The sequence below is a fragment of the Carboxylicivirga sp. M1479 genome (genome assembly GCF_007097485.1).
Taxonomy (GTDB): Bacteria; Bacteroidota; Bacteroidia; order Bacteroidales; family Marinilabiliaceae; genus Carboxylicivirga.
Genome location: NZ_VKDE01000001.1, coordinates 233,131 through 245,672 on the forward strand (window position 1 = coordinate 233,131; position 12,542 = coordinate 245,672).

Genomic DNA, 12,542 nt, shown 5'->3' on the forward strand with positions numbered 1-12,542 from the left:
ATCAGATTAACTGATATTCATCTAAAATTTATGACAATTAGTCAAACATCATTTTGTGTTAGAGTATCTGGTTTATAATTTAGCATTGGCAGTTCCGAATTATTTGGGACTGCTTTTTTAAAGCCTAAACTATACCTTATCGAACAATGGCCTATTTACTAGAACCGGTAGAAGCCCTCATATCTGGCATTCGGGATACCGACCGGTGCTTGCTGAAAAGAGATGCTAAATCTCAAATTTCTTTCTCTGAAGAGATAGAACACTTGCATTTCACAATTAAAGAGAAGTTACTACAGAAATCTGCAAAACAAAATTCAAAGAAGAAGCTTTCAAACTTTATTATTTTTCATCAATCGAACCTGATACGTCTCATTGATGAGCTGGCCAATAAGAAGTGTAGCTGTCAAGAAAAGGAAACTTGCCATGCAGCCAACCTAGAACCTCTTATTGAAAAGTTGACTGATACTCTTATTTTCATCAATCAACAGTTTAAGGATTTTATCGATCATCAATCAACACTTCCTCTTGTATGTGAGTTAAAGCATCGTGCTATTATCAGGGAAAGTAATCAGTACCTGATGGGGCATCTTTCCTTACATGGCTTTTCACCTGAAGCCATATCCATCTTACTACATCCCTTAGTCGACTTCGTTAATAAAAAGAAAAAGAACTATACTTTTCATGATAAATACTTTTTATATGATTGGTTGGAGCGATTAGAGGCTCCATTTATCCCATTATCAAGCGATGAGGAGGATTCTGAATTTCTGTGTCGGTTAATGATCTCATATAATATCAACTCCGAAGAGTGCATTCAATTCTTCACCTCTTACTTTACTGAGAAGTATAAGCTCGAGGAAACTAGGGCGGACCAGTTACAAATGTTAAAACACTTCTTAAAATGTATTCGACAAACAGATATTATCAGAGCTTCAGGTTATATAAAAGCAAAAGATCCTCTTCATAAAAAGCTCATAGACTGGCTTGTGCTTGAAATTGATTACATAGGAAGTAGCTGCCATATTAGTGAAAAGACTCAATCATGCGTCGCGAATGACGTGCCACTACCACAAAGATATAAAGTAAAGCTGTCTATTTCGGTATCGGCTTTAGCTTACTTCTTAAAACTACTGATAAGTTCAAAAATTATAATTACCACGAATAAAGAAGAAACATTCCGCTTTTTTGCAGCTCATTTTTCAACTATATGCAAAGATGAAGTTTCACCTGGTGGTATAAAAACGAGTTATTCTAAACCCCCACAACATGCCATTAAGTTTATTAAGCGATTGTTATTTGAGTGGTTAAAAACAATACAAATCACATTGAAATAAAACTTTTTCAAAAAATTATCTAACTGATAATCATAGGGCTACCTGGGGGCTACCGGTAGCCCAGGGAGTGTTTTCGTATTTGATTATTACTTTCCTTTGTTCTCGTTCAAAATCAATCATCTATCAAAATTTCAGTAACACTAAATTTTTAACCATGAGAACAGAAAAAGGAAAAAAGCTACTCGATGAACTACTCACTACAAGCGACCTCATCGAATTCAGAAAAACACTCTTAGGTGATATTGAAAACCTATTCAAGGAAAATGTCAAGCCAGCACCCAAGACCTGGCTCAAATCCAACGAAGTAAAAGCGCTACTGGAAGTCTCCAGTGGCACGCTGCAGAATATGCGCAATAATGGATCACTACCTTTTACCAAAATCGGTGGTGTCATCTACTATAATCACGACGACATCCAAAAGATGCTCCTCGAAAACAAACAATCCTATTAAAGTAACCAAGCTGTAGAGCATCCGCATTTAGCTCCACAGCTGGGTACCTTTCTGTTGAAATGAACGTAGAATTAAAAGCTGTTCGAAGCGTAGCAAGTTCTTTTAATTCAGTGAATGAAACATGAAAGGTCAGCGAGGAGCTTAGTGGCGGTCTTCTTTGTTTACTTTCTTCGGCTGTAGGAAGAAAGTAAAAGCTTTCGCGGCTCGAGCGAACCCGTCCGGTAGGACTAAACAATTCATCAACTCGACAATTAACCGATTCGAAACACCACCATGAACTACATCAAGCACCTAAATCAAATACTAGCCTTGATGGACCAGGTAGATAACTTCAAACCCTATCACATAAGTTTATACCTGGCACTGTTCAGAAGGTGGAATTACGAACGTTTTAAAAATCCTATTAGCATATCACGAGATGACATGATGAGACTTTCAAAGATAGGCTCTCCAAAAACATACTTAAAAGCACTGAAGGATTTGCAAAGACATGGCTTTGTCCGATACGATCCGTCACACGATCCTAATATTGGAAGCCTCATTAACTTGTTCACTTATGAACAAGTTACTTGTTCCCTAGTTGGGTCAAAAATGCCCCCTTTTATAAACAATACAAACAGTAAACAAACTAACACACTATATAAAGAGGAAAATAATTCAAGTTCTAATTCTAAAAATGAAAATATGAAAAGCCAATCCCAAAAGACATCATCAATCCAAAATCACAAATCAACAATCGCACATCCCCCTTTCCAACACATCCAAATCTACTTCCAGGAAAAAGGCCATCACCAATCCGAGGCCGAACGCTTCTTCAACTACTACGAATCCAATGGTTGGCTCATCGGCGGCAAAATACCCATGAAAGATTGGAAAGCAGCCGCCCGCAACTGGATGCTCAACATCAAGAAGTTCGAAAAAAAAGCCAACGACACCCGCAAAAAGCAATTTGAAGTATCGGCCAATGAGCGAAGTCATGCTGAAAAACCCAACAAACAGCTTGCTAATCATGGTCGTAGCACCAAACTCCGTCCAACATCCCAACAACCCTCCTCCTCCAACTACGATGAACCCCTATAAATTCATTATTTAATCCGCGCCAATCCCCGTAATCTGCGGGCAAAAATTAATCACGCTGCAAATCATCTCAAATCTCACCTCTCTTTTAACCAAACTGCAAATCATCTTGATACTAACTTCTTGATACTATTTCAATGCACTACCAAATCAAAAACAACATTATCTACTTCGATTTTCAAAAATCCCTCGATTTAATCACTCAAAAAGGCAAAAACATATATGGGCACCACTTTAAGCTTTATGACGAAGATATGCCCATTATAAGAAAACTATTTACCTACTTTATCCGTGACGAACAAGCCGCACAAGCCAATGGTATGAATCTTCGCAAAGGAATCTTGATGCTCGGCCCGGTTGGTTGTGGTAAAACAGCATTAATGAAACTAATCCCTTCCATTCTGCCCAAACATCAACATTTTCCTGTTAAAGCTTGTCGCGACATCAGCTTTGAATTTCAAAATGACGGATATAAAACTATTCACCGCTACAGCAAACGAAGTTTTAAAATTGCTCCAGGACAAAAGACGCCAATCCCAATTTGTTTCGATGACCTCGGTGCCGAATCCAACATTAAACATTTTGGCTCAGAGTGTAATGTATTAGCCGAAATCATTCTCAGTCGCTATGATCTGTTCATCTCAGATAGGCTCATTTCCCACGTCACCACCAACCTCAATGCCCAGGATATTGAAAAGCTATATGGACAACGTGTACGAAGTAGGTTGAGAGAAATGATGAATGTGATTATCTTTCCATCTGATTCCATGGATAAACGATTATAAAACCTTGTATTCGTTCACAAATTCAGCTCGCCGCTTTTTTGTTAAGCTTTATAAAAAAAAGTACTATTTTCATATTCTTAAACCAAACAAACATGCCAAACAAACCTTTACGCCTAACAATAGAACCACACGGCTTTGATATCCTTTTAAGAAACTTACTCCCAAATATCGGTGGTAAACACAAACGCTTTGTGGAAATGCTAGAAAGCTTGATTGATCACGATCAGGAATGGGTTTTTCCAATATACGTGAATGAAGATTACCTAACAATTGAATTTCACATCGAAAACAAAAGTCAAAAGCTTTTTCTTCAGGAGCTTCAGAGCTATTTGGTAGACCTAGAGCTGTATGAACTCGCACAAATTGTAAACAACAGGCTAATGGCCGACAAAATGCCTATCCTATAATAGAAATTGAACAGCTCCCTATTCGCAACTCTAATCTTATTACTCTTTTCTCTCCTCTCACTTCTTTTTTTCCTTCCGTCTAACGTCTCTAACATAACATCCGCTTTTTTTACTATTTTTAAAAACCAAACAAAATAACACACACCATACAATGCCGCAGAACATAAATCAAAATCCCGAACAGATTGCACGCGATCGGATCGATCAAATGCTGGTCAACGCCGGTTGGTTAGTTCAGTCTAGGAAAAAGGTAAACCTTTCAGCAGGCAGTGGTGTGGCAGTCCGCGAATACCAAACGGATGTTGGCCCCGCTGATTACGTCTTATTTGTAAATAAAAAGCCGGTTGGCATTATCGAGGCCAAAAAAGAAGAAGAAGGTCATCGCTTAACCGTTGTTGAAGAACAGTCTAAAGATTATGCCGATGCAAAGCTCAAATACCTGAATAACGATCCACTCCCTTTTGTCTATGAAAGTACAGGCCTCATAACCCAGTTCACCGATTATAGGGATCCAAAAGCCAGGGGACGAAATACCTTTAGTTTTCATAGGCCTGAAACCATTGCCGAATGGTTAAGAATGGGGCCAAGTCTCAGACAGCGATTGCAGGATATTCCTGGCCTCGATGAAACCGGTTTGAGGCCAGCGCAGATTGTGGCCATCAATAACCTGGAGCATTCATTTAAAAAGAACCGCCCTCTTGCTTTAATACAAATGGCCACTGGCGCGGGTAAAACATTTACGGCAGCTACTTTTGTGTACCGCCTTTTAAAACATGCCGATGCCAAGCGAATACTTTTCCTGGTCGATACAAAGAATTTAGGTGAGCAGGCCGAACAAGAGTTCATGGATTATCAACCAAATGATGACAACCGAAAATTCACTGAACTATATAATGTTCAGCGGCTCTCATCCAGTTACATAGCTGATGATAGTCAGGTGTGCATCTCCACTATTCAGCGCTTGTATTCCATCCTTAAGGGCGAAGAGCTTGATGAACATGCTGAGGATGAAAACCCCAATGAAAGCTCATGGATGCAGCAGCAGATGAAGAAAAAGAAAGCTGTTCCGGTTGAGTACACACCCAAAGTACCCATTGAGCAATTCGATTTTATTGTCATTGACGAATGCCACCGTTCCATATACAACCTATGGAAACAGGTCTTAGAGTATTTTGATGCCTTCCTTGTTGGCCTCACTGCCACGCCAGATAAAAGAACCTTCGGCTTTTTTAAAGAGAATGTGGTGAGTCAATACACCTATGAAGAGTCTGTGACAGATGGTGTTAATGTTCCCTACGATGTATATACTATCGAAACCGAAATATCACAAAAAGGAGACACCATCAAAGCAGGGTGGTACGTCGATAGGCGTGATAAATTAACACGTAAAAAACGTTGGCAGCAAGAAGATGAGGACACGGAGTACGTCAAAAATGATTTGGACAGAAAGGTGGTAAACCCGAGTCAGATACGCAATATCATCCGTGAGTATAAAAAAGCATTAAAACGTGATATCTTCCCCAAACGATTCGATAAAGATGGAGAGTACGAAGTACCCAAAACACTTGTCTTTGCCAAAACGGATAGTCATGCCGATGACATCATCAAAATCATACGCGAAGAGTTTGATGAGGGAAATGAATTTTGTAAAAAAGTAACCTATAAGATAGATGAAGACCCTAAGTCGGTCCTGAACCGTTTTCGTAATTCTTATTATCCACGCATAGCCGTTACGGTGGACATGATTGCTACAGGTACAGATGTTAAACCACTGGAGGTATTACTCTTCATGCGCGATGTCAAAAGCACCAATTACTTTGAGCAGATGAAAGGGCGGGGCACACGCACCATCAATAAAGACTCCCTACAACTGGTAACACGCACCGCCAAAAGTAAAACGCATTTTGTCATTGTGGATGCCATAGGTGCCACCAAATCCAAGAAAACCGACAGCCGCCCGCTGGAGCGTAAACCTACAGTTGTGTTAAAAGACTTGCTGGGTGCTATTACCATGGGTGTCGAAGATGAAGATTTATTTCTCTCCTTGGCCAATAGACTTATTCGACTCGAAAAGCAACTGACCGATAAAGAAAAGGAAAGGCTACTTGAGCATACTGGGGGTAAAAACCTGAAGCAAATTACCAAAGAATTAATTACAGCTTTTGATGCTGATGTCATTGATGATAAAGCCCGGCTGCAGATAGAAGCGGCACCTATAGAAAACAGAACACCAGCATTCATCGAAGATGCCAAACAAAAGGCACAACAAGAATTGATTACACAAGCAGCATCAACTTTTAATGGCGAGCTCAACGAATACCTGGATAATGTGCGCAAGGAGCACGATCAAATCATTGACAGTGTAAACATCGATACGGTAACCAAATCAGAATGGGACAAGACATCCCTTGATAAGGCACATGAAATAATACAGGATTTCTCCAGCTATCTCGCAACGCATAAAGATGAGATTAAGGCGCTCAGCATCTTTTATAACCAACCATATCTAAGGCGCACCATAACCTTTAAAATGATTCAAGAGGTGATGGAGAAAATCAAACTGGACAAACCAATCTTAGCGCCCGATTATGTGTGGGATGCCTATGTAGCCATTGAAAAAGTGAAAAGCAAGCAGCCCAAAGATGAGTTAACCGCTTTGGTATCTTTAATCAGAAGAATATGTGGCATAGACAGTGAGCTGAAAGCATTTGACAAGACCATTGATGAAAATTTTAAAACATGGATATTTAAGCAGAACGCCGGCCAGCACAACCGTTTCACACAAGAGCAAATGGATTGGTTACGCATGCTTAAAGACCACGTGGTGAGTTCCTATCACATTGAAATGGATGACCTGGATTATACACCCTTCGATGCACAAGGAGGTAAAGGCAAAATGTATCAATTGTTTGGCGACCAGATGAATGAAATAATAGAAGAGCTAAACGAAGAATTAATTGCTTAAGCGATATTTCAAATAATATGCAGCAGGTGATTAAAACCTGTTTGGTGCTCCATCTGACTATACAAAATTAATGATATAAGATATTGATAAAACCATTAAAATAAATAAACCTATAAGTTGATTTTGCATAGGTAGTCCTTATATTTGTGACACAAAGATTAAGGACATGAGCAAAACTAATCTGGAGAATTTCAAAAAATTAATCAGCGATGAAGAATCAAGCTGGTTGGAAGATGCCAAAGAAAGAGAGCAGAACAGAGCCTGGTCGGATAAATCGATTAAAATTGCCATTCGTATGCTTAGAGAAATCCGTAGGCAGAAAGCCATTAATGGCATGACGCAAAAGAAACTAGCAGAAAAGATGGGTGTGACACCGCAATACATCAACAAAGTAGTTAAGGGAAAAGAAAACTTGACCTTAGAAACAATTTCAAAAATTGAACAGGTATTAGGTATTGAGCTAATGGAGGTGCCAGGGTTTTTTAAACAAAATAGTATCACATTAGAGATTGAGTAATTATATGAGAGAAGATTGGGTAGAGGTGAAGTTAGGAGACATTTGTGATTTTGTTGGAGGAGGAACACCAAGTAAAAGAAATCCTAATTTTTGGAATGGAGAATTACCATGGGCTTCAATTAAGGATATTAAAGGTGATTTTTTAAAATCAACACAAGACTTTATTACTGAAGATGGATTAATAAATAGTTCTGCAAACCTTGCAATGCCAAATGAGATTATACTTGCGACAAGAATTAACCCTGGAAAACCTATTATTTCAAAGATAAAGACAGCAATAAATCAAGATTTAAAGGTTGTAAAAACAAAGATTGATATTAATTCTAAATTTCTCTTTTATAGTTTAAAAAGTTTAGAGAAGGATATTATAAAAGTATCAAGTGGAACAACTGTTCTCGGTGTAAACCTTAATAATTTACGTGCAATTAATTACAATCTCGCCCCCCTCCCCATCCAACGAGCCATCGTCTTCAAAATAGAAACCCTCTTCTCTGATTTAGACAATGGCATTGCCGACCTTAAAAAGGCACAAGAGCAACTCAAAATATACCGCCAGGCGGTGCTTAAAAAAGCCTTTGAAGGAGAGCTAACCAAAACATGGAGAGAGCAACAAACAGATTTGCCTTCTGCCGATGAACTCTTAGAACAAATAAAACAAGAACGCCAAAAGCATTACGAGCAACAACTCGACAACTGGAAACAAGCAGTTAAAGCTTGGGAAGATAATGGGAAAGAGGGGAAGAAACCGAGTAAGCCAAAAACGACAATTGAATTGCCACCTCTCTCGGAAGAAGAATTAAATAACTTACCTAAAACTTCTAAATCTTGGCATTGGTGTAAGATTGATAAAATTGCTGGACACAATGCGAATGCGTTGAAAGCAGGTCCATTTGGATCTTCATTAAAAAAAGAGTTTTATACTCCGCACGGTTATAAGATATATGGACAGGAACAAGTTATTTCTGGCGATTCAAAATTTGGTGATTACTATGTAAATGAAGAGAAATACAAAGATCTGATAAACTGTGCTGTTTTTCCTTTAGATATACTTATTTCTTTAGTTGGCACTGTAGGTAAAGTCTTGGTTCTACCCGAGGATGCTGAAATGGGGGTTATTAATCCTCGTTTAGTGAAGATTACTTTGAACGGATTTTACGATTCAATATTTTTCAAGTTTTACTTCGAAAGCTCTTTTCTAAAAAGCCTATACAAGGTAAAGAATCATGGAACGACGATGGATGTTTTGAATTTGACGAGTATTAAAGAATTACCCTATCCTTTATGCTCACTCCAAGAACAACACCAAATCGTCCGCGAAATCGAATCCCGCTTATCCGTTTGTGATAAAATAGAGCAAAACATTAGCGAGGCCTTAAATAAATCTGAAGCCCTGCGTCAAAGCATACTCAAAAAAGCCTTTGAGAGCAAGCTGCTGAGCGATGCCGAAATAAACGCCTGCAAACAAGAAGCCGATTACGAACCGGCAAGTGTATTATTAGAGCGTATTAAATATAATCAAAAGGTTACCGCACCCCGCCAAACCAAAAAGGTAAAAACCAGTAAAAAGAAATAGCCATGCATATAGTATTTAAAGGACATACTATTTCTAACCTTAGTGAGTGGGAGAAGCTGATTTTCTCTGGTAAAAAAGCATTACACTGGAAAAAAGGGCGTAGTGCATATAGTCTGGCCGATTATATAATTAATCAAAACGGAGCTAAGCACATTGCCACAATCATTTCTCCTTTTATCAATGAAGAATTTAATTTGGTACGCGCCCATCCTGAGTTTGAAGCTCGCTTCGACACTTACGGTCATGGTCGCGAACATGATTTAGGCATATTTGGCACAACAGCTTCCGGTAAAAAAATTTTTATTGGTATCGAAGCAAAAGTTGATGAATCCTTTGGCGATACCATAGCCTCAGCTAAGCGTAAAGCCAATGCAAAATTGGCACGTGGTGAAAATACCAACGCTCTTAAACGTATTGAAGAGTTATTAGCCTTCAACTTTGATGAGGTAAATCAGGAAGATCTTCAATTACGATATCAGTTATTATTTTCTACCGCTGGCACTTTGTGCATCGAAGCTGATATTCACATCATGCTTATTTTGGTATTTAAAACCGAGACTTACGATATACCTAAAGGACAAAAAAATTATATGGATTTGATTAAGTTCATAAACAAATCAAATGCAACAAATCTTACTCCAGATGCTAACAGAATTGATATTAGCGGGAAAGCACTTACCATAATCTATAAAGAAATTCCATATGGCAGATAGGAGAATAATGCGCTTAACGTGGAATCCTAATAATTGGGAATTGCCTACTGGTCATATATGGAGAGAGAAATCTCAAGGCAATAGAAATGTAGCTTATGAGCATCAGTATGGCTATGGTCATGAAGAATGGTTATTTAATGAACGCTTTCGAATCGATGGTTATCAATATGGTTACATAAGAGGTGTAAACAATCTTTCAAGTGAAACGGAGCTAATTAATCAAATAACACTTTATACTATTCGCGACGATAAACAAAGGTGTTTGGTAGGCAATCTCTTCAATGTAGAGATAATTGAAGGCTTTGAAGAGGAGCAAAAAAAGATAGAAGCCTTAATAACTTCCTACAAGTCATCAATGATTGAAGAGTTGGAGAATGTGAATGCTGATTTTGAACATTTTAAACACGATCAATTATTACCGAACGTAAAGTTTAAGTGGGATGAAGCAGATATTTTTCATCAACCCATGCCGGTAAACTTTCTATATGGTGCCGAATTCAATCGATTTCAAGCCTATTACCTCAAAGATGAATTAATAGAACCGATTGCAAAGGCTTTCGATAAAAAAGCGACCTTTTGTTTTCAAAATGGAAAGGCATCCAATACTAGTGAATATTCAAAATCCTCCCTTAAAAAAGTAACAACAGTTAAAAGAAGACATGGAGAAATAACAGATGATTTGTACGACTTCCTTTTATCATTAGGCAATAAAAAAGAAGATGTTTCTGTTGAGAAAACAAGAATTGGTGGTGCTATAATTGATGTTGTCGTAAAGCATGGCAATCGTTTTGATTTATTTGAAGTGAAAACCAGTAATTCAGCCCTCAAAAATATCAGACAAGCCCTTGGTCAAATACTAGAATATGCTTTATTAGATGCTGAACTTAATTGCAGTCGCTTAATAATAATAGGACCTGCCGAATTAAGAAGTTTCGAGAGAGAATATTTCACCAGACTAAAGAGTATGGTAAATATTAAGCTTGAGTATTGGGTATATAAGTCAAATGAAATACAAATAGAGAAAAAGTTTCTCATAGAAAAGTAAAACATACATCCCTTGCTCCCCTATACAGGGGAGCTGTTCGTAGGACTGAGGGGTAAATCTATTAGTCTAAAATCTAATCATCTATTATCTTAATAATATGACCGACGCATCAATAATATCAAAAATATGGAACCTGGCCAATGTCCTTCGCGACGATGGTGTAGGTTACGGCGATTATCTGGAGCAAATCACTTATCTGCTATTCTTAAAGATGGCCGATGAGCTCAACAAACCGCCCTATAACAAAGGCCTAAAGTTCCCTCGTATTAAAGACACGGAGGGCAAGGAGATAGAAGGTGGTGAAACATGCGATTGGCAAACACTATCGAGCAAGCGAGGGGCAGCCCTCGAATCATTCTACGTGCAACAGCTACGCAGTTTGTCTTCCGAAAAAGGGATGCTCGGCCAAATATTTACCAAGAGTCAGAATAAGATACAAGACCCCGCCAAGCTCCTGAAGGTTATTAACATGATTGACCAGGAGCAGTGGTCAATGATGGGAGCCGATATCAAAGGAAAGATATACGAAGGCCTGCTGGAGAAGAATGCCGAAGACACCAAGAGTGGGGCAGGGCAGTACTTCACACCCAGGGCGCTCATTCAAACCATTGTGGCTTGTGTGCAACCCCAACCATTAAAATCCATTGCTGACCCGGCCTGTGGTACTGGTGGTTTCTTCCTGGCAGCTTACGACCACATTGTAGCCAATAACCAGCTCGATAGAGAGGAAAAGGAGTTTCTGAAAAACAAAACCTTTCATGGTAATGAGATAGTGGCCAATACACGCCGCATGTGCCTCATGAACATGTACCTGCATAACATAGGCGAGATTGATGGCGAAAGCTTCCTGTCAGCAGCCGATGCACTGATTTCAGATGATGGTAAACGCTACGATTACGTTCTGGCCAATCCTCCATTTGGCAAGAAAAGCTCCATGACCATTACCAATGAAGCCGGGGAGATACAAAAGGAAGACCTCAGCTATAATCGTCAGGATTTCTGGGAAACAACATCCAATAAGCAGTTGAACTTCCTGCAGCACATTAAAACACAGCTAAAAGTAACAGGAGAGGCAGCTGTTGTTCTACCCGATAACGTTTTGTTCGAAGGTGGTGCCGGTGAAGAAGTACGTAAGCAATTGATGTTAACAACCGAGTTACACACCATACTGCGTTTGCCAACAGGGCTGTTCTATGCCCATGGTGTTAAGGCCAATGTCTTGTTTTTTAATAACAAGCCTGCCAGCAAAACAGCACACACCAAAGAAGTGTGGATTTACGACTACCGCACCAACATTCACCATACGCTTAAGAAAAAGGCTATGTCAACAGCCGACTTAGCCGAGTTTGTAAAACTGTACAACCCTCAAAACATCTATAAGCGAAAAGAAACCTGGAGCGAAGAGAACCCCGACGGACGTTGGCGCAAATACAGTTACAAAGATATCCTGGCACGCGACAAAACCAACCTCGATATCTTCTGGCTCAAAGACCATAGCCTAACCGACCTCGACAACCTCCCCGACCCGGATATTCTGGCAGGTGAGATAATCGAAAACCTGGAATCTGGCCTCAATAGCTTCCGCGAGATTATGGAAACAATTAATGGGACTGATAACAATTAAAAATAAACATACACCAAGTACTAACAATAGTAAACGATACGATTGTTAGTA

General features: G+C 39.1%; 11 protein-coding genes. All 11 read left to right on the forward strand.

Going from position 1 to position 12,542, the window contains the following annotated elements; translation table 11 throughout:
* The first annotated feature begins 146 nt into the window (after nt 1-146).
* The 11 genes from FNN09_RS01040 to FNN09_RS01090 all read left to right on the forward strand — a co-directional run bounded on the left by FNN09_RS01040 (nt 147) and on the right by FNN09_RS01090 (nt 12,491).
* On the forward strand, nt 147-1,334 hold the full coding sequence (locus FNN09_RS01040) for a hypothetical protein (RefSeq protein ID WP_143299610.1): 1,188 nt from the start codon (nt 147-149) through the stop codon (nt 1,332-1,334).
* Between the two features lie 154 nt (nt 1,335-1,488).
* The gene (locus tag FNN09_RS01045; RefSeq protein ID WP_143299611.1) at nt 1,489-1,785 is read left to right on the forward strand and encodes a helix-turn-helix domain-containing protein; all 297 of its coding nucleotides are present in this window, start codon (nt 1,489-1,491) and stop codon (nt 1,783-1,785) included.
* 312 nt (nt 1,786-2,097) lie between these two features.
* Nucleotides 2,098-2,865 (forward strand): transcriptional regulator, encoded by a 768-nt coding sequence (locus tag FNN09_RS01050; protein WP_143299612.1) that lies wholly within the window; start codon nt 2,098-2,100, stop codon nt 2,863-2,865.
* 134 nt (nt 2,866-2,999) lie between these two features.
* On the forward strand, nt 3,000-3,647 hold the full coding sequence (locus tag FNN09_RS01055) for an ATPase (RefSeq protein ID WP_143299613.1): 648 nt from the start codon (nt 3,000-3,002) through the stop codon (nt 3,645-3,647).
* A gap of 92 nt (nt 3,648-3,739) precedes the next feature.
* On the forward strand, nt 3,740-4,054 hold the full coding sequence (locus FNN09_RS01060) for a hypothetical protein (RefSeq protein WP_143299614.1): 315 nt from the start codon (nt 3,740-3,742) through the stop codon (nt 4,052-4,054).
* 151 nt (nt 4,055-4,205) lie between these two features.
* Nucleotides 4,206-7,019, forward strand: a complete 2,814-nt coding sequence (locus FNN09_RS01065) for a DEAD/DEAH box helicase family protein (RefSeq protein WP_143299615.1) — start codon at nt 4,206-4,208, stop codon at nt 7,017-7,019.
* 166 nt (nt 7,020-7,185) lie between these two features.
* Nucleotides 7,186-7,536, forward strand: coding sequence for a helix-turn-helix transcriptional regulator (locus FNN09_RS21425; RefSeq protein WP_143299616.1), 351 nt, complete (start codon nt 7,186-7,188; stop codon nt 7,534-7,536).
* A 4-nt stretch (nt 7,537-7,540) separates the two neighbouring features.
* On the forward strand, nt 7,541-9,109 hold the full coding sequence (locus tag FNN09_RS01075; RefSeq protein ID WP_143299617.1) for a restriction endonuclease subunit S: 1,569 nt from the start codon (nt 7,541-7,543) through the stop codon (nt 9,107-9,109).
* A 2-nt stretch (nt 9,110-9,111) separates the two neighbouring features.
* Nucleotides 9,112-9,822 (forward strand): hypothetical protein, encoded by a 711-nt coding sequence (locus FNN09_RS01080; protein WP_143299618.1) that lies wholly within the window; start codon nt 9,112-9,114, stop codon nt 9,820-9,822.
* Nucleotides 9,812-10,867 (forward strand): hypothetical protein, encoded by a 1,056-nt coding sequence (locus FNN09_RS01085; RefSeq protein WP_143299619.1) that lies wholly within the window; start codon nt 9,812-9,814, stop codon nt 10,865-10,867. The genes FNN09_RS01080 and FNN09_RS01085 overlap by 11 nt, the downstream gene beginning before the upstream one ends.
* Nucleotides 10,868-10,964: 97 nt before the next feature.
* Nucleotides 10,965-12,491 (forward strand): class I SAM-dependent DNA methyltransferase, encoded by a 1,527-nt coding sequence (locus FNN09_RS01090; protein ID WP_143299620.1) that lies wholly within the window; start codon nt 10,965-10,967, stop codon nt 12,489-12,491.
* Nucleotides 12,492-12,542: the final 51 nt, after the last annotated feature.

What these genes read in the sequence shown, in the direction of transcription:
- FNN09_RS01050 (WP_143299612.1), top strand. Translation starts at nt 2,098, where the DNA reads ATGGACCAGGTAGATAACTTCAAACCCTATCACATAAGTTTATACCTG.
- FNN09_RS01065 (WP_143299615.1), top strand. Translation starts at nt 4,206, where the DNA reads ATGCCGCAGAACATAAATCAAAATCCCGAACAGATTGCACGCGATCGG.
- FNN09_RS01080 (WP_143299618.1), top strand. Translation starts at nt 9,112, where the DNA reads ATGCATATAGTATTTAAAGGACATACTATTTCTAACCTTAGTGAGTGG.
- FNN09_RS01055 (WP_143299613.1), top strand. Translation starts at nt 3,000, where the DNA reads ATGCACTACCAAATCAAAAACAACATTATCTACTTCGATTTTCAAAAA.
- FNN09_RS01085 (WP_143299619.1), top strand. Translation starts at nt 9,812, where the DNA reads ATGGCAGATAGGAGAATAATGCGCTTAACGTGGAATCCTAATAATTGG.
- FNN09_RS01075 (WP_143299617.1), top strand. Translation starts at nt 7,541, where the DNA reads ATGAGAGAAGATTGGGTAGAGGTGAAGTTAGGAGACATTTGTGATTTT.
- FNN09_RS01040 (WP_143299610.1), top strand. Translation starts at nt 147, where the DNA reads ATGGCCTATTTACTAGAACCGGTAGAAGCCCTCATATCTGGCATTCGG.
- FNN09_RS01090 (WP_143299620.1), top strand. Translation starts at nt 10,965, where the DNA reads ATGACCGACGCATCAATAATATCAAAAATATGGAACCTGGCCAATGTC.
- FNN09_RS01045 (WP_143299611.1), top strand. Translation starts at nt 1,489, where the DNA reads ATGAGAACAGAAAAAGGAAAAAAGCTACTCGATGAACTACTCACTACA.
- FNN09_RS01060 (WP_143299614.1), top strand. Translation starts at nt 3,740, where the DNA reads ATGCCAAACAAACCTTTACGCCTAACAATAGAACCACACGGCTTTGAT.
- FNN09_RS21425 (WP_143299616.1), top strand. Translation starts at nt 7,186, where the DNA reads ATGAGCAAAACTAATCTGGAGAATTTCAAAAAATTAATCAGCGATGAA.